The organism is Clostridia bacterium (assembly GCA_035628995.1).
Lineage (GTDB): Bacteria > Bacillota > Clostridia > Lutisporales > Lutisporaceae > BRH-c25.
The window spans coordinates 1-20,574 of the sequence record DASPIR010000026.1 but is presented as its reverse complement, the minus strand read 5'-3'; the positions used below and the strand labels follow the sequence as shown (position 1 = coordinate 20,574).

Here is a 20,574-nt window from a genome sequence, read left to right as displayed (position 1 = left end):
CAATGGTGTTGATAATACTAAATAAACATGGTCAATACCTATATTTATAAAAATTTTCCTGTTACAGAATTTTTATTGTGTATTATCTTATCAGGAGTTCCCACGGCAATTACCTTACCCCCATTGACTCCGCCTTCTGGCCCAAGGTCTATTATCCAGTCGGAAGCTTTTATAACCTGTTGATTATGTTCTACTACAATTACTGTACTTCCTGAATCTACTATTCGATCTAGAAGCACAAGAAAGTTTTCTACATCAATTGGATGCAATCCTGCTGTCGGTTCATCGATTAGATAAAGATTATTCTTACCCTCGTTATTGATTAATTCTTTCGCAAGCTTTAATCTCTGGCCCTCGCCGCCAGATAAAGTAGTCAATGTTTGTCCAAGCTCCAGATAACCCAATCCTACATCTACAAGCAACCTTAAGATCTTAAGAATTTTGGGATGATTATTGAAGATGTCCAACGTATCTTCAACAGACATTCCTAGAATGTCTTTAATAGAATATCCCTTGTACTTTACAGATAGCACCTCATCATTAAATTGATTTCCACTGCAAATCGGGCAAGGCACTTCTATATCCTTAAAAAATAACATGCTGCTTGTGACATATCCAAGGCCTTCACAATTCTCGCAACGTCCTCCTGACGTGTTGAAGGAAAAGTGTTTAATGGTTAATCCTTTATCTTTTGCATCCATTAACTCACCAAAAATTTTCCTTATTTCAGAATAAACCCCAGAATTGGTTGCCACATTTGAGCGTTTCATTCTAGTAAGCGGAGATTGCTCGACTGTTATAATCCGATCAAAACCCTCAGTACCGGAGACCTTATTACAGTCTGTTTGATTCTTTAAACTTGGTTTTGCCAGTACCTCAAATACCAGTGTTGACTTTCCGGAACCAGAAACTCCAGTAACACTTATCAAGCAACCAACAGGAAATCCAACATTAATACTTTTTAAATTATATAAATTCGCATTTTTTACTTCTATAATGTCTCCCGTTCCTTTGCGGAACTCTTTACGATTTTGTATTATTCTCTTTAGGTAGGAACCTGTAACAGAATTATCTTGTCTCTTAAGTTCTTCTAAAGACCCTTTCCCAATAATTTCTCCGCCATATTTGCCGGAACCGGGACCAATATCTACAATATAGTCAGCCTCTTGCATAACATCTATGTCATGTTCAATGACTATAACCGTGTTTCCCATATCTCTTAATTCTTTTAGTATATTTATAATTCCAGTAGTATCTTTTGGATGAAGACCGATTGTTGGTTCATCCATTATGTAGATAATCCCTGTTAGAGTACAATCTAAAGTTGCGGCTAGTTTTATTCTTTGCGCTTCACCGCCGGACAAAGTCATGGTCTGCCTGTCGAGAGAAAGATAACCAAGTCCAACATTAACGATTCTTTGAATCTTTGTTTTCAAATCCAACAAATATGGTTCTACCATAAGTTCAGTTGGACCGCTGACAAAGTCTTCAAGCCTTAGTACCCACTGATATAACTCCTCTAAGGATAAAAAAACCAATTCGGTCAGTCTAGTGTCCAGTACGGTTACACTGCGGCTTAACTCATTTAATCTTTCCCCCTTGCAATCCTCACAAATATCAGAGTCAAAATAAGTATCCAGCTGCTTTGATTCACCATCTTTTTCTGATAATCTCCTCCAAAGGACAGGGAATATACCTTCAAATCTGCCCGCTGCTACTGTTTTAGGAGGAACAATACCCGGAAATACTTTCTTAACTTCGTCGCTTTCAACACCATAAAGAAGTATTGATTTTTGGCCTTTGTTAAAACCTAATATTGGAGTATCCGGTTTAATTGGAATACCATAATACTTGAAAGCATTGTATAGTGAAGAGATTTGATAATCCTTATATTTTTGTTCCCAAAAGTCGATTGCTCCAGCTTCCAATGATAAATGTTCGTGTATTACACTATTCTCGTTTATCTTTAAGACCTTTCCTAACCCTTGACATGTCTTGCAGGCGCCCTCCCTGGTATTGTAAGAAAAGTGTGTTCGTGTAATCTTTTCCATTCTATGATTGCAATGCTTGCAGTACATATAAACTTTAAAATCACCTTCTGACTTCTCAACTTCTTCTTTACATTCCGAAGATATTATTTCCCTGCTGCAATTGGGACAAACTCTTTTACTCAGTTTTTCATAAATCATCCTAAGATCCGTATAAATGTCAGTGACTGTGCCAACGGATGAACGTGGGTTTTTACTATACTCATTTTGTGTAATCAGGATTGCCGGTGACAAGTTGCGAATAAAATCAATTTTAGGCTTATTAATCCCCTGAAGTCCCATTGCCTCTAAATACTGTCTTTGACATTCTTGAAAAATAACGTCAATAGCCAATGTGGATTTTCCGGAGCCAGATAGACCAGTAAAAACAACAAGTTTGTTTCTAGGTATCTCAAATGAGATATCCTTCAAATTTCCTTCTTTAGCACCCTTAATAATGATGTTGTCCACTTCACTACCTCATTTCAATACTTTTAATCAGATATGCTTAATTAAGATTAATTTACTCATAAAATACATTTAATACAGAACCTAATTTAATTATACAACAAAACCCCTCCACTGAGTTTAACTCTGTAGCGGGGTTCAGTTTATATTTTACTCCCTACACACTCCATATGGATGGCGTGTTCTGGTTAGCATATGACAAATATTTCATCCTGACTTGCCGTTGTCCTGCTCCAAAGGTCAAGCAATAAGTAAGCAGACCCGTTATTATAGCGTACTAAGGCGTAGTGTATAAAAATACTGCACAATCGGGTGCTTTAGCTTCATCATCTCAGCCATGTTCAAGAGCCTCTTTTTCCCGACTCGTCTGTCCACCAAAGCCAACACATTCAATAAGATATCATTGCTCTCTAAACTTTCCTCTATAGAAATAGATAAAAACTTGTTGGCAACAACGTTAAAATCCGATTTGCTTAATACTGACTGTGCTGACAACAGCTCCTTTGCATGTTCTGATATTTTTCTATTTCTTGCAATGACTATTAGGCGATCCTCCGGGACTGTCCCCTTGATATCTTTTCTGATAGCTTCAATTTCTTCATTATTGATAGGAACTAGAATATCCGGATTATTCTTTATTTCCTGCTCTGTCTGATACCACCTGATCAAGGTAGTTTCATCACTCATATTGAATACGTACTTTTTATCTGCCGTAATATAACACCGTCCAGCTTTATCAGGTAAATAACGGTAGCTGGTTGCAAGGTACTCCACTCTGCCATATAATGCAGGACAAAGGAAGCTCTCCAGAAGCTGCTTCTCTTTACTCCAAGCCATGTATTCCTCCTATGAACCTACTGAACTTTAAAAAGATTGTTTTCGTAGTTTTCTACAACGTCCTGTTCCTTGAATAAGCTAGATACAGCTTCGTCATAATCAGATAATCTTTCTGACTTCTTAATTCTCTTTGCATATTTTGCATTGTTAGAAAACAGCAAAATCATATAAAACCATAGATCCTTCATTTTAAACAAGACATTCCGATCTCCGAAAAGTATGCTTTTATAGTCGCTATATACTTTGTCATGGAACTCTTTCAGTAAATCTTTTTCGAGTTTAGTATTGTTTTTGATATCACCTATCAATCCAGGATTGGCAATTAACCCCCTGCCTAGCATTAGCTTATCTACGCCAGGGAAATCAGCGGAAAACTCCTTGCAATCTTTGACTGTAAAAATATCACCATTATAGCAAACAGGATTTTTACTCATCACCAAGGCTTCATTAAAAATTCCTAGATTAGGCTTATTTTTATAAAAATCTTTTTGAATCCTAGGGTGAATGATAAGCTCTTCTATTGGGTATTTGTTAAATATCTGTATTAAATCATAAAATTCTTCAGGCTGTTCTTTGCCTATTCTGGTTTTGATTGAGATTTTAGTTATGGATTGAGAAAAAATTTCTTCTAAAAATACATCAAGCTCTTCTTTTTTTGCAAGAAATCCAGCCCCTCTATTTTTTGAAACTACGGTACCGGAGGGACATCCCAAATTTAAATTTATCTCATTATATCCCAGATGCTTAATTTTCTTTGAAGTATGCATAAAATCTTTTGCATTATTGGTCAGTAATTGTGGAATCAAAACTAGCCCCTGATTATTTTCAGGCAAAACATCATTTAATTCTTTAGTTTTAAAACTTTTACTTTGATTTGGAACAATAAAAGGAGAAAAATACTTATCTATATTATTGAAAAAAACATTATGGGCATTTCTATAAATGTACCCTGTCAAACCCTCCATAGGTGCGAAATAAAAATTCATATATCAAATTGCTCCCTTGATTCAATTATTCCCTAACCACCAACGCTACGGCCTCACAATGGATGGTGTGTTATAGCTATCATATTATAAATATGTGCCAATTACTATAATAACATAACAATAGCTAAGTTAAATCTATAATCTTACCTAGTTAAAGATAATCCAATTATCATCTTTATCTCTTGTTTAGGAACTTAATAATTATATCAATTATGTAACCACCAACGCAAGGCACTCCACGTGGATGGTGTGTTCCAGTTAGCATACGGTAGTACTTGCCACTTAGTAACCGTTTAAACGTCGTACTTGGCACTTATTCAATGCTTCTATATCAGGTACCGCAATATGTTTGGTAAGGGCAGGTTGATGGCGCAGGCAGTGTGGAGTAATCAGCCTGTTCGGGGGAGTGGGCATAGGGTCTCGAAAGCACATCAAGAAGCTGCTTCATCACGCTATAGTCTCCTTGCTTCACTGCGGCTTCTAATGCTTCTTCTACCCGATGGTTGCGAGGAATTAGCGCAGGATTGCTGTTTTGCATCAACTCGTAGGAGGAGGCTTTTGGCTCCTGCTGCCTGCCCAGTCTCGCCTGCCATAGCGCATGCCACTGAGTAAATTCCGGGGTGTCAAACAGTACCGTATCCGACCGTTTATCAAAAGTTAATGCGCGGAAGGTATTGGTATAGTCCTCATGATACTTCTGCATCATGCGTAGGAGCCCTTCAATCAGGGATTCATCCTGCAGCTCTTCGTTAAATATTCCCAGTTTTGCTCGCATTCCCGCGAGCCAATTATAATGATACAATTCAGTAAAATCTGAAATCGCATCCTGTGCCAGTTTGATAGCCTGCTCCTGATTGTCATGCAGCAGCGGCAATAGAGTTTCAGCAAATCTTGTGAGGTTCCACACGGCAATACTCGGTTGATTGCCATAGGCATAGCGTCCATGTATGTCAATGGAACTGAATACCGTTGCAGGGTCAAAGGCATCCATGAAAGCACAAGGACCATAATCAATGGTCTCCCCACTAAGGGTCATGTTGTCGGTATTCATCACCCCGTGAATAAAGCCAACCAATTGCCATTTTGCAATCAACCCAGCCTGACGCTTGATTACTTCCTCGAGCAGGAAAAGATAACGGTTCGGGGCAGCGTCAAAGTTTGAAAAATGCCGCTGCAGTGTATAATCAGCCAGGACCCGGAGATCTTCAACAGTGCCCCATTCTGAAGCATATTGAAAAGTGCCGACGCGCAGATGGCTGGCGGCCACGCGGGTCAGAATTGCACCAGGCTGCTCGTCTTGTCGGAATACCGGCTCACCGGTTATTACCACTGCCAGGCTGCGGGTGGTAGGAATTCCAAGGGCATGCATTGCTTCGCTGATGATGTATTCGCGCAGCATCGGTCCAAGTGCCGCCCTGCCGTCACCCCGGCGGGAGTACGGAGTTCTGCCTGACCCCTTGAGCTGAATATCAAACCTCTCACCTGTGGGAGTAATCTGCTCGCCAAGCAGCAGAGCCCGGCCATCGCCCAACATCGTAAAATGTCCAAATTGATGCCCTGCGTAAGCTTGAGCAAGCGGCAAAGCGCCTTCGGGAACCTGGTTGCCGGCAAATACCGCAACGCCATCATTGCTTTGCAGTTCCTGAACCTTCAACCCCAGGGATGTTGCCAGGGTCTCATTGAGGATTATCAACTTAGGTGAGCGTACCGGGGTTGCATTGAGGCTGGTAAAAAACAATTCGGGCAGACGAGCATAACTGTTATCTAAGTTCCATCCTGTTTCTATTATTGTTTTTTCCTCTGTCATCGTTTCTCCTTTTCTTCTTATATATTTTTATATCCTAGCTTTTTCTTTTACATAAAACAAAAGAATAGGTTTTCTATGATATTTTAAGTTATCTGCTTCCTATACCAACACAATGCAGCCCTTTTTAGAGTCTGCTTCTGCCAATTTATTATACCTTTTCACACAAAGATGGAGCCTTCCTAATACTTTAGCAAATAGACTTTTATCCTCTCATCCTTAAAAATAAAACCCGGTCAAAGTAAAATTCACCTCAACCGGTACACTTTAAATATATTTAATTCTACACCCTAATATACACCTAAACTTGGCATTCATCACAACAGACCCGTAAACTCTTTAAACCCAAGGGTTACATCCGCTCTATCACCGCTGCACTCTCCACGTGAATGGTGTGTTCTTGCTAGCATATGTCAGCACCACCACTTAATCATCTTCTTAACGTCGTGCCTGGACTAATTATCCAATCCCTTTAGCTCTTTTTCTTTTTCAACCACCGATTGTTCATAACTTCCTATTTTGTAATCCAAGCGTTCTAACGTTTTCTTCATTTCTTCCATTTTTTCTATTAACAGCTTACGTTGCTCAGTTAAGAGTTCTTTTCTAGCCTCAGTAGTTTCATCACCCTGCTGGAACAGCGTAACATACTCAATCAATACTTCAATCGGAAGGCCTGCACTTCTCATACATTTGATGAATTCGATCCATCTGCAATCTTCTTCTGTAAAATCCCTGATTCCGCTTTTATTGCGATTCACGCGGGGAATCAGTCCGATGCGTTCATAATAGCGTAGTGTATCATGTGAAAGATTGAATTTTTTACTCACTTCTGCAATTGTCATTGCATATCACCTCTTCTGCTTTAGTGTTTTCCCCACTTCTGCCATGCTGTATAAATACATCCCTTTTCATGAGGACTTCTATTACTAATACTACTTTTATGTTTATCTCCTCGCTTATATCTTCTACCTGCGGAATGAATGTTCTTCTTCAAAAGTATTTGCTACCTCAGTTAAGCATTTTATAATCTCAATATGCTGCGGACAATGTCTTTCACACTGTTTACATCCGATACAATCTGATGCTTTTCCATATGTTTTTGTATAATTATCATAATATACTCTTTGTATGGAAAAACCGGAGTTCAGGGATTGTTTTTCCGCATTGTACAACGTAAAATACTTAGGAATTGCTATATTTCTCGGACAGCCCTCTACACAGTACTGGCAGGTTGTACATGGAATCACAATTGATTCATTAATAATTTTTACTGCTCTTTTTACAATATCATATTCTTCATGTACAAAAGGTTTAAATTCCTGCATATATCCCGTATTATCCAATAACTGATACATATCAGACATCCCACTTAATACCATCATGACGCCCTCAAGGCTTGCTGCATAACGGATTGCCCATGATGGTGCGGACATATCTGCATAATATTCTTTAAACAACTTTTCTACTTTTTCAGGTACTTTCGCAAGCGTGCCTCCTTTGATCGGCTCCATAACTATAATTGGTTTATTATGCTTTCTAGCTACTTCATAACATTTCTTTGACTGAATGCTTTCATTTTCCCAATCGTTATAATTAATCTGTAACTGGACAAAATCCACTTCAGGATGCGCTGTCAGAATTTCATCCAGCAAATCAGCAGTATCATGGAACGAAAATCCAATATGTCTGATTTTCCCTTCTTTCTTCTTTTCCTCAATAAAAGCAAAACTATCAAATTTTTGAGCTTTCTCATAGTTCGATATACCAAGGTTGTGAAGCAGGTAGTAATCAAAATAATCCACACCGCATTTTTCTAATTGCTCGTTAAAAATTCTTTCCTGATCTTCCTTAGTTTTTAAGAGCATCACTGGTAATTTTGTGGCTACAGTGAAACTATCTCTTTTATGACGTTTTACTAAAGCCTCTTTCATAGCTATTTCACTCTTACCCATATGATACACATAAGCTGTATCAAAATAAGTAAAGCCTCTTTCCAAAAAAGTATCAACCATTTTGTTTAAAATACCCATATCGATGCTTGATGTATCATTCTGGCTCTTTACTGGCAAACGCATGAATCCAAAGCCTAATTTTTTCTTTTGCATATCTGTATTTCCTTCCTTTTCTTCCATCAGATTCTGAACATTCCAAGTTTTTTCAGCCAGTTTTCCAACTCTTTGTCTGCTCTACCAACACTGCCACCCCTGATCGCCAAACCAGATAACACCTTTGCATTCAGACAAAATTTCTTAATATCTCGCTCACTGCTCCCCATTCCACTGCCTTCATGTGTGCAATATGGAATAATGGTCTTTCCTGAAAAATCATAAGACTCTAAAAATCTAAATACCGCCATCGGCATCGTTCCCCACCAGTTCGGATATCCGAGATAAATCACATCATATGAATCCATATCATCTATCGTTTTCGTAAGCTCAGGTCTGGCATTTTCGCTCAGTTCGTCCTGTGCTGCATTTGTTGTCTCCGTATAATCATCCGGATAAGATTTTACGGTTTTGATTTGGAACATTTCGCTTCCTGTTAGTTCCTGTAGTTTCTTTGCTATTACTTCTGTGTTTCCAATTGGCAGATTTACAATGCTGCCTCCCACATAATTATTTCCTTCGCGTGAAAAATAAGCGATAAGACTCTTTGCCATTTCTTATTCCTTCCTTTCCAATCAATAATCCTTTTTAAATTATATTTTGTTACATATAGTTGACGCTAAGTCAGTATCTAGTATTTAATTGACATTTTAAGTTCTTTCATAATAGCGTAAAATATCATATGAGATATAGAATTGTTCCGTACTTCCGCAAAAGTCATAGATCCACCTCCGAATAATATCTTATCACTTGGAGTTAACTCCAAGTCAAACACTTTTTAAAATAGCGCCAGACACAGCACATAAAAACTTATTTCTACAGCAAAAATCCTCAACTGAATTAATTCAGTTGAGGATTTATTTCTGTTCTACTCCCTTATCGCCAACGCTACGGACTCAACGTAGATGCTGTGTTCTAGTTAGCATATCGAAAATATCCTTATTCTTCATAGTTGCTTTCAAGCTTGATCAATGTCTGTACACAAGCCCAATCCTCAACTTGTAAATCCTGAAAAAGAAAATAGTGCCTGCATTTTGAATGCTTATCATTATTAATCGAAAATTGGACAGGTCCCTTGCATTGCCCGCCATGCATTTCACAATCGGGTATAGAGCTAAGCACATGCTTAATTCGTTCTGTACAATTCGCAACAGCTTCCTCATATTTTGCAATATTGAATAGTTTACATCTGATGCTCCAACCTTTTTTGTTGACCCTTAAAATAAACAATGCTCTTTTGGGCTTTTTCGTGGTATACTCACATTTCCAATCATCGACTTTCTTCCCCATACTGCTAATTGCTTCCTTACATCCTAAAGAAACTCCCAACTGATGAAATTCTAATACAGTTGCACGATTCATATCATTCAGGGAATTTATAACATCTGCGATTGTAAATAAACCTTCACTTTTCATAGAATATCCTTTCTTTTGTTGGTCTATCTTGTAAGTAGCATCATGCTTTTAATTGTTTATAAAAACTATCCCATAGATTTACTAAACTTATACCAATATCCTCACTGCTGCCTTTAAATATATTGTTCATCTCAATACCGCCTGAGGAATTTATAAACATATTTGCGATTTGTTCATCACTCATGGAAGATTCTATCTCCCCTCTGCTTCGGGCGGCATGTATGATTTCCTTCCAAGCATCTAGCTGGACTTGTTTAGATTCCAGCAGCTTTTCCTGAAAATCCGGAAAAAGTTTAATCGCATCAAAAATAAGAGATATATAATTGAAGTTTGCCATACGGCCAACCTCTTCATTATTCTGCCGTTTTAAATTTTCAGTATAATAGCTGATATAATCAATATAAAAATTATAGAGAGAATCCTTGCTAAAACTGTCATAAGGAATATCCAGGACAGAGGCAAACACATCGTTCACAAGCTCAAGAAAAAGCTGCTCTTTACTGGTAAAGTAATGGTAGAAAGCGCCTTTTGACATCCCAGTCTTTTCAACAATTTCCCTTAGTGTTACTTCTTTAAAGCTCTTCTGCAGGAAAAGATGAAATGCAACGTTTAATATATGTTCTCTGCTATTACTCATAATCTACCTACTCTCCTCATGTACGAACTATGATTTGGGTGTCATTATGTTAAGCAATCACTGGTTGATGAATCTGTATGCGATTGCCGCAGGTATCATTAAACACAGCAATAATTGCGCCTACTGTCTTAGTAGGCTTCATAGTAAACTCAACGCCATGCTTTGTCAATCTTTCATACTCTGTTTCAATATCCTCAACAGCAAAGGACGTTGCAGGAATCCCTTGATTAAAAATAGACTGCTGATATATCTTAGCAGCTGGATTGTCATTTGGTTCTAGAAGCAGCTGAGTACCCTCTTGATCATCAGGGGATACGACTGTTATCCAATTAATTTCTGGAATATGTACTTTTTTAACAAAACCTAATACCTCTGTATAAAATCTCAGTGCCTTATTTGTGTCCTCAACAAACACACTTGTTAGGTTAATTTTCATATTCTATTCCTCCTAATTTTGAAAAACCGACCGTTTGGTATGTTTTTATAATACCAGTTGTTTTAGTACGTGTCAATCCTTACCATCGTAAAATTGTATTTTTATCCGCAAGACCGAAATTGAGTTGGAGAAATTTCAATTGGGATTTTTAAATTTCCATCAACTATTGGCTTTAATTTTTCTAACAGATTTTCTTCTTTGCAAGTTTGCTATCATGAATTGTATTTGATATCATATGATTTGTAACAATATTACAAAGAGATATTAAAAAAGGTGGGGGAAAGATAATGGATAATCAAGAGCAAAAACACCAGCGACGTATTCGATATAAAGGCACTCACCCCAAAACTTATAAAGAAAAATATAAGGAACTGCAACCAGAAAAATATGTTGATACTGTGGCAAAAGTTATTCAAAAGGGCAGTACTCCTGCCGGTATGCATCGTTCAATTTGCGTTAAAGAAATATTAGAATTCTTACAAATTACTCCTGGACAAACTGGATTAGATGCAACACTAGGTTATGGTGGTCATACTTTAGAGATGCTTAAATGTTTAAATTCAAAGGGGCACTTGTATGCAATTGATGTAGATTCTATTGAATTACCGCGCACCCAAGAGCGTTTAAAGAGCTTAGGTTATGGCTCCGAAATTTTAACGATCAATCAAATGAACTTTTCCGATATAGATCAAATTGCTTTCGAATCAGGGCCATTGAATTTTGTATTGGCAGATTTGGGTGTCTCTTCTATGCAAATAGACAATCCTGAAAGAGGATTTTCATATAAGAGGGAAGGACCATTAGACTTACGGCTGAATCCTAATAGAGGTAAATCTGCCGCAGCTCGTTTAAAAACTATTTCGCAGGATGAATTACAAGGTATGTTGATAGAAAACGCAGACGAGCCTCATTCCGCAGCAATCGCTCGTGCTATTATTTCCGAAATAAAAAAAGGAATAGACATATCAACAACAACGCAGCTCCAACAAATTATCAAAGATGCTCTGAAATTTATACCAGAAAATAATAGGAACGATGAGATTAAAAAATCCTGTCAACGATGCTTTCAAGCGTTGCGAATTGATGTCAATAATGAATTTGAAGTGTTATATGAATTTTTGGAAAAACTTCCCGCTACCCTTGCTGAGGGTGGGCGCGTTGCTATACTTTCATTTCATTCAGGAGAAGATCGTCTCGTTAAAAAATCTTTTCAACGCTTTTTTCGTGAAGGCGTCTATCGTGAAATAGCTCCCGATCCTATTCGGCCATCATCAGAAGAATGTAATACCAATAGCCGTGCTCGTTCTGCTAAATTGCGTTGGGCTATAAAAGCATGATTTGTAATTTTCGGCACTTTATTTGCCTAAAAAAGACAGACTTCCCCTGCCCCGAAGCTTACTACCAGCCCTATGCCTTCTCTATCAACACTACGCACTCCATGTGGATAGAGTAAACACGAAAACATACCACCTATTACACTCTGACAAGTTTCGCTATCACTTCTACGTGCCTTGAGCAGATAAAAATGATGAACGCCCTGGATTCCTCCGATGCTGATGCGGAAAATGGTGCGATGCATTATCAGATTCCCCTGCCCCAATTTGGTACTAATAGAACAGTTCTAATCATATTCTTATAAAAAAGGCTTCTATTTAAGCATTTTAACGATTAAGGAAGCCTTTTATGAAACTCGCTTACGGGGCATAACAAATTAATGTGGAACAGATGCCCCTACTCGTTATAAAAGAAAACAATAAGAAGGAGTGTGAAGTTAGTTGGCAAAAGTTAAAGTTAGTTTACGGCCCATTGTTAGTAAGATAAATTTACCCACTGTTTTGAAAGCAACTATACTTCCGGGTGACTCAATCGAAAGATTATTTATTGCAACCCAGGTAGGAGAGATCTTTTACATAGGAAACGGAGTTATAGGGACTTTTTTAGATATTCGCCCGCGAATCATTAAACTAGGTGTTTCTGGTGGTGGATATGATGAACGGGGATTGATAGGGCTAGCGTTTCATCCCGAATTTTATTATAACGGTCTGTTTTATCTTCATTATTCAGTAGCTGGAACACAAGGTCCAGGTGCTCTTCCTGAATTTTTTAAGCCTAATCCGTGTGACCCCAGAACCTTAAACCTAAAGTGGCTAAATAGAGAAATTCAATATGATCATATTGATACAGTTGAAGAATGGATTTTACAATCGAATGGTCAACCTCAAAAACGGCGGACATTACTTAATTTAAGAAGACCATTTTTTAATCATAATGGTGTCAATAGCTTAAACTTTTCACCTGAAACAGGAAAACTTATTTTAACAACCGGAGATGGTGGATTAGGCTATGATCCATTTAATTTAAGCCAGGATGATATGGAAATCGCCGGTAAAATAATTGAAATTGATGTAGTTAAGAATACATTTATCGATAATCCACCAGTAGTTACACGTTTTAATGAACTCCCCGTACCTATTCAGGAAACGCTTACGGTAATTGCCAAAGGGGTTCGCAATATACCTGGCATTTCATTTCAAAGGTTTTATGATCAGTATATCAAATATGTGGGAAATGTCGGACAGGATCTGGTAGAGTCGATTTTTTCATTCGTTCATTATAAACCAATACCGGTTACTCAGCTTATTCAAGCTTCTTTAATGAAATCTGAACCTGACCAAGAAGGATTTATTAACTTTGGCTGGCGAGGGTGGGAAGGCGCTTTTCCTGCTTCGATTATAAGGGGCTGCTCTGCAAGTCCGACTTTGGATGAGAAAACAATTGCTTATTACAATGAAGCAGTAAAAACTTCAGTGCATCGTCTTCAGCCTCTAACTAGTTATTTTCATAAAGATCCCCGACCCAATAAGTTTGGAGGAACTGCACTTACAGGAGTCCAGTCATATATGGGGAATGGAATCCCCGATTTAAAGGGAAGCGTTGTGTTTACCGATCTTGCCCGGGATGGAGTATCTCAACCGACCGTTAGAGGGGTTTTAGCTTATACCAGGGTAAGAACAGATTGTAAACTAAATGATCTTAGTGTTATTGAAACCGATTATAATTTTGCGTCTCAATCAGCTTTTTATGTTAGTTTGGGAACGAATCCGGATCAAACCAGACTATATTTAGGGGTTTATGGCTCTATGAATGTGACTGATTTTAACCAAGGTACTGTTTTTGAAATTGTTCCATAATTCATAACTATAAAATTAGACTTAATACCATATAAATCCCTTTCTAGGATTTATTGAATCGAAATATAAAACAAATAAGAGAGAGTAATCATGTTCCATCGTCAATTTTGAAACTGATTTAATGTAAATGATGAAAGCGTTTACTGGAGGTATATTAAATTGAAAAAAATGAATATAGGCAGGTTTATATGTATTGGAGGCATATTAACAGCAATAGCTGTACTATTCCAATCAGCACCTATATTTTTACCCGCGATTGGATTGGCCTTAAGTCCATTAAGTACATTACCTATTGCGATAGCTGCTGTTTCTAATATTTCTCTTGGTTTTACTGTATTTTTATCTTCCGCATTAATTCTTGCTATAGTTAGTGTGCAGGAGACAATAATCCTGCTTTTTACCACCGGGCTACTAGGTATTGTTATCGGAACATTGCTTTATAGTAAGGGAATAATAATTTCTATATTATTTTCAAGCATAACATTATCTCTTGGGATGATATTTTTAACTTATATAGTAGGTATTTCGGCGTTTGTAGATTTAACCAGTTCGTTATCAACTCCTTTAACTTTTTTAATTTTTTTCTCATTTTCACTTGTTTACGCGAGCATCTGGAATATTTGCCTTAGAAAATTCATGAATTATCTTATAAAAATAAAATTGATTAGTTAACTCATATATGGATTTCTTATCATTTTGGCTATTTGAAGTTTTCAAGATGCACGCGGTAGAACCAGAATTCTTTAATTTTACTAGCTTTTCCTTAATTAGTTTTGCGTAAAAGTACAACTGTCTCCACATGGATAGAGTAAACACGAAAACATATCACCTATTACCCTCTGACAAGTTTCACTGTCACCTCCACATGCCTTGAGGATACAAAAAAGATGCCGCTAGAGTCTGGTAGGGCCTTGGCGGAATGCTTTTTAATTTCAAACGTTTGCGTGTAAAAAGTTAAACTGGGCTTATTATCCCGCCATCTAGATGCTCTGGAGGACTAATCTTTAGCTATTGACAACATTATGAAATTGACTCATGTAATTACTTTTTTCCGTCTGAGAAAGCGACCCTGATTGGGCCGCCTTCCTAGCTTTCATCTTTTATTTAATTCTCCAGGAGGAAGATAACATCTTCCCCACTTTATAGTATTTCTACATATCCGTCCGTTCCATTCACCCGGATTCTCTGTCCATCTTTTATCAGTTTGGTAGCATTTTCCACTCCAACAACTGCTGGTAAGCCATATTCACGTGCGATAACTGCTCCATGGGTCATCAGTCCGCCAACTTCGGTGACTAGGCCTTTTATGGATATAAACAATGGTGTCCAGCTAGGGTCAGTAAAGGAGGTGACTAATATATCTCCATCTTCCAGATCAGCATCTTCCATGTTTAAGATGATACGTGCCCGTCCTTCTATAACTCCGGAAGAAACAGGCAGGCCTACAATAGCTTCAGCCGGAATATTTTCCCGTTTGTACTCACCTGCAACGATTTCACCGTCAGACGTGATAACACGTGGTGGAGTTAGTTTTTCATATAATTTGTACTCATCTTGACCTTTGCTGATGATCGGATAATCCAGTTTATTTGTGCGTACGACTTCGCGAAGTTCTTCAAAAGTGAGATAGTATATATCTTCTTTTTCTTGAATAACGTTGGCTTGTACGAGTTGTTCGGCTTCTTTCAGTAAAGCCTGCTTATAAACAAAGTAGCGACTAACGATGCCGTATTTTGGATATTCACGATAACCGATGAAATTCCGGATTAGGTCGATCATTCGTTTTGTTTCTTTGGCTTTTTGTTCACCATCCGGTAATTGCTTCAATCGATCTAATAACTCTTGCTCTTTTTTGAAAGCTTCCTGTCGCCCTTGTTCAAATTTCCGATTGCTGGCATTAGGCTCAAAGTTTTTGATGTTACTGAGAATCATGGGGACAAGTGTAGCTGGTTTTTCGCTCCAACGAGTTTTAGTAATATCGATTTCTCCCACACATCGCATTCCGTATTTGTTAAGATAAGCATAGATAGCGTCTTGGGTTTCCTGTCCACCATCAAACTTAACCAGTTCATCCAAAAACTTATCATCTTTTACATACTGTAAATAATCAATTACTTGTGGATAAGGACGAATCACATCTGCGACATCCAATAGCGCCAGTCCCATTTCCGACGTAATATTGTTTGGTACAGATTGAGAAAGCGTGTCTGCTGCGTTTTTTTCACCTAACCACTCGTCCATTTTTTCATTGATCCATGATGAAGCATTTATAGCAGCCATAAATACAGCTGTACTTTGTGGGTCAAATAAAATCTTCTTTAATATCTGGATATCTTCCAGAATAAAATCAAATAACTCTGATCCTGATTTCCTTTGGATATTTTGTTTTAACTCTTCTATGGATGTTTGACTATTCTTAATCAAATCAGAAACGATTGTCGGGTCGTTTTCGATTTGTGCTTGAGAGTCTGCAGACAACGCACTTTTATTGCTTTTACCGGAACTCTGTTCTTGCTTATTATTTGGTAAAGATTTAATGAAATCTCCTCGCTCTATTATGGTCATGAGTGCGTCTTTCATGAGGGGATCGTGTTGTCCCATGCCATCTAATAACATTTTTCTGCTGTCAGGTGAAGCCAGCATATGTGTGACATCAACAAACAACCTTCCACCAGCTTTAAACCTGGGTCCAACAGATGTTAAGTGGAATATAGACAGTCCCAATGGTTTCATGGGGTCTGTCATCATTTGTTGATGCCCTACAGATACGTAAACGTGATTTTCTTCATCATTCGCTTCAGGGATGGGGTATAAGGTAGTGATTGGCCGGCTCTGGACAATATAAAATGCATCCTCAGCCAAACACCATTCGATGTCCTGGGGACAGCCGAAATGTTCTTCGATCTTTCTACCCATGTGCTCAAGCTGCAAAATCTGCTCAAACCTCAGCGCTTGCCTATTCTGCTGCTCAGGCTCAATATCCTGTTCTTTCGTGCCGCCGTCTTTTAAGGCATAAATAGCCAGCTTCTTGGCTGATATCTTCTTATCGATAACCTTGCCGTTACGCACTTTATAGATATCAGCATTAACCAGGCCGGAGACCAAGGCCTCACCAAGTCCGAAGCTGGCATCAATGGATAATACCTTCCTGTTAGAAGTGACGGGATCGGCAGTAAACAAAATTCCTGCCGCCTGCGGGAAGACCATCTTCTGAACAACCACAGACAGGTAGACTTTACGGTGGTCGAAGCCGTTTTGAATGCGGTAAATTACTGCCCTCTCGGTAAATAGCGAGGCCCAGCACTTGCTGATATGCTTTAGGATTGCCTCCTTTCCGATAATGTTCAAATACGTATCCTGCTGGCCTGCAAAGGAAGCCGTCGGTAAATCCTCTGCAGTTGCGCTGGATCGTACTGCATAGGCATTTTTTTCTCCAAGCCTGGAGAGAAGGCGAGTGATCTCTTCATTAATGTCTTGAGGAATGGCTATCCCGACCATGACCCTGCGAATCTCACCGCTAAGTTCACCGATTTTATCCCGGTCTTCCACCATAAGATGCGATAACTGATCAAGTAATTCGTTAATCGACGACGTTTCCCCAATGATTCTTTTAAAGGCTTCAGTAGAAATACAAAAGCCATCTGGTACGCGTATTCCTTCAATCCTGGAAAGTTCCCCCAGGTTCGCGCCTTTCCCCCCAACAACCATGATTTTTGTCTTGTCAATGTCCCGAAAACCAAGCACATAGGAGCTCATATGTTTACCTCCTTTGGCAATTCCTTCTTTGATAATATAATACCCCTCCAAATCAGATTAATGTACTATTGCATTATAGCAGTAGAAAAAGAGAACAAATAGTCTGCATTTGCAATTTTTTTTTCAAAGAAATAAACCTTAAAGACGTCAATTCACCGCAACCCTTCATTTATAAGCCTTACAGCCTCTCAAGCCTCGCGACAGATTCTGTATGGATGGTGTGTTCTTGTTAGCATATGTTTATATTCAGACTGAATAACCTTTTAAACATCTTACCTGCAACCATTAGCAGGCATTGATTTCAATAAGCTCATATTGCATTGTGCCCAATCCAATTTTTTCTGCATGTTGAAGAGATTTTCTACCTTTTTCAAATAGCTTCTCTCCGCTGTTTCTCTGAACCATGTCCAGGCATGCTGTATCTAAGGCAACAGGATCCTTTCCGGCAAGAATGCCAATATTAGCCGCAATTGGCTTCATATGCGTACCAGCACAGTCACACTCCTTGGTGATATTGTGAACGAAGGTAATGTATATGATATCCTTATCTTTTGAAGCTCCGTAGGCATACTCTGAAAGCTTCTCAAGAAAATATGATCCTCCCCAAGTGTTTTCAATTGCACCTTGAGGGCAAACAGCAATACCTCCTGCGCAGCCAATGCATTTGCTTTCATCAATTACGGCAGTGTCTGGGGTTTGGATAGCACCATAGTTGCATTTATTCACGCAAATACCACAAGAGATACATTTTTCTTCATCTATCACAGGGGATATTCCGGAATGCTGTTCCAGTTTCCCGCCTCTAGCAGCAAAGCCCATAGCAAGCTGCTTTAGCGCACCACCAAATCCCGCTGCTACATGCCCTTTAAAATGGCTCATAACAATAAACTGTTTGTAATTTCCGTATTCCTTACCTATTTTGCATTTATGTATATACTCTTTATTAATTTCTATTTCATGGTACTCTGTTCCAATATCTCCGTCTGCTATGATAATTGGAATCTGTGTGAAGCCATGAGATTTTGCTGTCTCAATATGCTTCTCTGTAGTAGTCCTTGACCCTCTATATAAGACATTTGTTTCTATATAGGACGGAGACACTCCGTTTTCTTTCAGATAGTTTATGGTTTCATCATAGCATCTTGCCGGAGTAAAAGTCTTATTCCCTTTTTCACCAAAATGCACCTTGATAGGCACTTCTTTTTCAAACCTATGCCCAGTTTCTGATACTATTTTTTTCAGTAGTTCCAAGGCGTCTTTTCCAAGCTGTTCATAATTGGATTCTGAATTTCTGATTAGGTATACTTTACTCAAAATTTGCACCTTCCTTTTACATAGACTGTTTTGCTTTATTTTTTATTCATATGCGATTATGATAGCTTAACCTTTTTAGAATGAGGTATCGAAGCTATTATTTATGCAACTAAATTAACAAAGGCAGGATTGGTGTCTGATTGTATAAGTCATGAGACCTGCCATTATTCACTGGATGATTATCAATCACGATTAACTATACCAATAATCTTATTATAAGTGTGGCTAATTTAATATTAACATCTTATAAAAAAATTTAAAGTTTTCGCTCTAATTTTTACTCTACCCAACAGCAAAATACTCCACAGGGATGGTATGTCCTTGTGTGTAGACTATTTCTTTAGCTCTTTTTCAATTTCAACCACCAATCGTTCATAACTTTCAATCTTATAATCTAAGCGTTCTAACGTCTTCTTCATCTCGTCCATTTTTTCCGCTAATAGCTTACGCTGCTCAGTTAAAAGTTCTTTTCTAGCAGCAATGGTTTCATCACCCTTTTGAAACAGCGTAACATACTCAATCAACACTTCAATCGGAAGACCTGCGTTCCTCATGCATTTGATAAATTCAATCCATCTGCAGTCCTCTTCCGAATAATCTCTAATTCCGCTTTTGCTCCGGCCAATGCTGGGAACCAATCCAATGCGCTCATAATAACGCAGTGTATCTTGTGAAAGGCCAAATTTCTTACTCACTTCAGCAATTGTCATTGCTTTTTCCTCCTGATATTCATATTGAAATATGTCAAGCCTTACAGCTCCTATAGAATTTCCGCTTTATCCAGCCAATTTGCGATATCCTTTTTTGCTTCACTCACACGGGAGCCATTAATAGCTAGCCCCTTCAGCACAGTTGCTTCAGGACATAGCTTCTTAATATCTCTCTCACTATGACCTAATCCGCTTCCCTCATGGGTACAGAATGGAGCAATTGTTTTTCCTGAAAAATCATATTGTTCTAGGAACGTAAATACCGGCATCGGCATCGTTCCCCACCAGTTGGGATAGCCCAAGAATATCACATCATAAGAATCCATGTTTTGCACATGGTTGGTAAGCTCTGGTCTGGCATCGGTATGTAGTTCGTCTTGTGCTATTTTTGTTGTTTCTGTATAATCCTTAGGATATGGCTTGACTGCTTCTATATGAAACATATCTCCTTCAGTTATTTCCAGAATCATCTTTGCAGCTGTTTTAGTATTGCCAATTGGTAAATCTACAATCCTTCCACTGACATAGTTATTTCCCCTTCGAGAATAATAGGCTATCAAACCCTTTTTATCTTTCAGATTCATCATTTCATATTCCTCTCTTCTTTTATATTTTTATTTAATTGAATTAACTTCTCTCTTTAATAGCTTATCACTTGGAGTTAACTCTAAGTCAAACACTTTTTAATTGCTCCAAATATAGACCCTACGCACTTATTTTCATAACAAAACCCCCTGCTGAATTATTGAACTGATACCCGTTAATCGGACACAAATAAAAAGCCCTATCGCAGAATTTCATAAAATTAAGCAGACTGACACCGTTTTTCGTATGGTGTCAGTTTAGTTTTTAATTGGATACGCTCATAGTTGTAAAAGTAGATATAT

17 protein-coding genes are annotated in these 20,574 nt (G+C 38.2%); 3 read left to right on the top strand and 14 right to left on the bottom strand.

Features of this window, described 5'->3' with window-relative positions:
• Positions 1–44 precede the first annotated feature (44 nt).
• The 10 genes from VEB00_11275 to VEB00_11230 form a co-directional block, all read right to left on the bottom strand.
• Positions 45–2,498, bottom strand: a complete 2,454-nt coding sequence (locus tag VEB00_11275; GenBank protein HYF83593.1) for an excinuclease ABC subunit UvrA — start codon at positions 2,496–2,498, stop codon at positions 45–47.
• Positions 2,499–2,762: 264 nt separating this feature from the next.
• On the bottom strand, positions 2,763–3,332 hold the full coding sequence (locus tag VEB00_11270) for a hypothetical protein (GenBank protein HYF83592.1): 570 nt from the start codon (positions 3,330–3,332) through the stop codon (positions 2,763–2,765).
• Positions 3,333–3,349: 17 nt separating this feature from the next.
• Entirely contained in the window at positions 3,350–4,318 is a 969-nt protein-coding gene (locus VEB00_11265; protein ID HYF83591.1) for a tRNA-dihydrouridine synthase family protein, read from the bottom strand.
• A 331-nt stretch (positions 4,319–4,649) separates the two neighbouring features.
• Entirely contained in the window at positions 4,650–6,125 is a 1,476-nt protein-coding gene (locus VEB00_11260; protein HYF83590.1) for a YdiU family protein, read from the bottom strand.
• 452 nt (positions 6,126–6,577) lie between these two features.
• On the bottom strand, positions 6,578–6,964 hold the full coding sequence (locus tag VEB00_11255; protein HYF83589.1) for a MerR family transcriptional regulator: 387 nt from the start codon (positions 6,962–6,964) through the stop codon (positions 6,578–6,580).
• A 123-nt stretch (positions 6,965–7,087) separates the two neighbouring features.
• Entirely contained in the window at positions 7,088–8,227 is a 1,140-nt protein-coding gene (locus tag VEB00_11250; protein HYF83588.1) for an aldo/keto reductase, read from the bottom strand.
• 26 nt (positions 8,228–8,253) lie between these two features.
• Positions 8,254–8,781: a flavodoxin gene (locus VEB00_11245; GenBank protein HYF83587.1), complete on the bottom strand. Its 528-nt coding sequence runs from the start codon at positions 8,779–8,781 to the stop codon at positions 8,254–8,256.
• Between the two features lie 385 nt (positions 8,782–9,166).
• Positions 9,167–9,643, bottom strand: coding sequence for a hypothetical protein (locus VEB00_11240; GenBank protein ID HYF83586.1), 477 nt, complete (start codon positions 9,641–9,643; stop codon positions 9,167–9,169).
• Between the two features lie 40 nt (positions 9,644–9,683).
• Positions 9,684–10,280 carry a TetR/AcrR family transcriptional regulator gene (locus tag VEB00_11235; GenBank protein ID HYF83585.1) on the bottom strand — a complete coding sequence of 199 codons (597 nt, stop codon included), beginning with the start codon at positions 10,278–10,280 and terminating at the stop codon, positions 9,684–9,686.
• 49 nt (positions 10,281–10,329) lie between these two features.
• Positions 10,330–10,716 (bottom strand): VOC family protein, encoded by a 387-nt coding sequence (locus VEB00_11230; protein HYF83584.1) that lies wholly within the window; start codon positions 10,714–10,716, stop codon positions 10,330–10,332.
• A 287-nt stretch (positions 10,717–11,003) separates the two neighbouring features.
• Between VEB00_11230 and rsmH the strand changes: the two genes are divergently transcribed.
• The 3 genes from rsmH (at position 11,004) to VEB00_11215 (ending at position 14,579) form a co-directional block, all read left to right on the top strand.
• Positions 11,004–12,053, top strand: coding sequence for a 16S rRNA (cytosine(1402)-N(4))-methyltransferase RsmH (rsmH, locus tag VEB00_11225; GenBank protein HYF83583.1), 1,050 nt, complete (start codon positions 11,004–11,006; stop codon positions 12,051–12,053).
• A gap of 438 nt (positions 12,054–12,491) precedes the next feature.
• The gene (locus VEB00_11220; protein HYF83582.1) at positions 12,492–13,907 is read left to right on the top strand and encodes a PQQ-dependent sugar dehydrogenase; all 1,416 of its coding nucleotides are present in this window, start codon (positions 12,492–12,494) and stop codon (positions 13,905–13,907) included.
• Positions 13,908–14,075: 168 nt separating this feature from the next.
• Positions 14,076–14,579: a hypothetical protein gene (locus VEB00_11215; GenBank protein HYF83581.1), complete on the top strand. Its 504-nt coding sequence runs from the start codon at positions 14,076–14,078 to the stop codon at positions 14,577–14,579.
• 468 nt (positions 14,580–15,047) lie between these two features.
• Here the strand turns inward: VEB00_11215 and ppsA are convergent, their stop codons facing one another.
• The 4 genes from ppsA to VEB00_11195 all read right to left on the bottom strand — a co-directional run bounded on the left by ppsA (position 15,048) and on the right by VEB00_11195 (position 20,274).
• Positions 15,048–17,663, bottom strand: a complete 2,616-nt coding sequence (gene ppsA, locus VEB00_11210; GenBank protein HYF83580.1) for a phosphoenolpyruvate synthase — start codon at positions 17,661–17,663, stop codon at positions 15,048–15,050.
• 285 nt (positions 17,664–17,948) lie between these two features.
• The gene (locus VEB00_11205; GenBank protein ID HYF83579.1) at positions 17,949–18,977 is read right to left on the bottom strand and encodes a DUF362 domain-containing protein; all 1,029 of its coding nucleotides are present in this window, start codon (positions 18,975–18,977) and stop codon (positions 17,949–17,951) included.
• Between the two features lie 332 nt (positions 18,978–19,309).
• Positions 19,310–19,687, bottom strand: coding sequence for a MerR family transcriptional regulator (locus tag VEB00_11200; GenBank protein HYF83578.1), 378 nt, complete (start codon positions 19,685–19,687; stop codon positions 19,310–19,312).
• 50 nt (positions 19,688–19,737) lie between these two features.
• A complete protein-coding gene (locus tag VEB00_11195) occupies positions 19,738–20,274 on the bottom strand; it encodes a flavodoxin (GenBank protein ID HYF83577.1) in 537 nt (178 codons plus the stop codon).
• Between the last annotated feature and the right edge of the window lie 300 nt (positions 20,275–20,574).

Bases quoted from the DNA above. Each gene is read 5' to 3' on its own strand.
- VEB00_11270 (HYF83592.1), bottom strand. From the start codon at position 3,332: ATGGCTTGGAGTAAAGAGAAGCAGCTTCTGGAGAGCTTCCTTTGTCCT.
- VEB00_11265 (HYF83591.1), bottom strand. From the start codon at position 4,318: ATGAATTTTTATTTCGCACCTATGGAGGGTTTGACAGGGTACATTTAT.
- VEB00_11260 (HYF83590.1), bottom strand. From the start codon at position 6,125: ATGACAGAGGAAAAAACAATAATAGAAACAGGATGGAACTTAGATAAC.
- VEB00_11255 (HYF83589.1), bottom strand. From the start codon at position 6,964: ATGACAATTGCAGAAGTGAGTAAAAAATTCAATCTTTCACATGATACA.
- VEB00_11250 (HYF83588.1), bottom strand. From the start codon at position 8,227: ATGCAAAAGAAAAAATTAGGCTTTGGATTCATGCGTTTGCCAGTAAAG.
- VEB00_11245 (HYF83587.1), bottom strand. From the start codon at position 8,781: ATGGCAAAGAGTCTTATCGCTTATTTTTCACGCGAAGGAAATAATTAT.
- VEB00_11240 (HYF83586.1), bottom strand. From the start codon at position 9,643: ATGAAAAGTGAAGGTTTATTTACAATCGCAGATGTTATAAATTCCCTG.
- VEB00_11235 (HYF83585.1), bottom strand. From the start codon at position 10,280: ATGAGTAATAGCAGAGAACATATATTAAACGTTGCATTTCATCTTTTC.
- VEB00_11230 (HYF83584.1), bottom strand. From the start codon at position 10,716: ATGAAAATTAACCTAACAAGTGTGTTTGTTGAGGACACAAATAAGGCA.
- rsmH (HYF83583.1), top strand. From the start codon at position 11,004: ATGGATAATCAAGAGCAAAAACACCAGCGACGTATTCGATATAAAGGC.
- VEB00_11215 (HYF83581.1), top strand. From the start codon at position 14,076: ATGAATATAGGCAGGTTTATATGTATTGGAGGCATATTAACAGCAATA.
- ppsA (HYF83580.1), bottom strand. From the start codon at position 17,663: ATGAGCTCCTATGTGCTTGGTTTTCGGGACATTGACAAGACAAAAATC.
- VEB00_11200 (HYF83578.1), bottom strand. From the start codon at position 19,687: ATGACAATTGCTGAAGTGAGTAAGAAATTTGGCCTTTCACAAGATACA.
- VEB00_11195 (HYF83577.1), bottom strand. From the start codon at position 20,274: ATGATGAATCTGAAAGATAAAAAGGGTTTGATAGCCTATTATTCTCGA.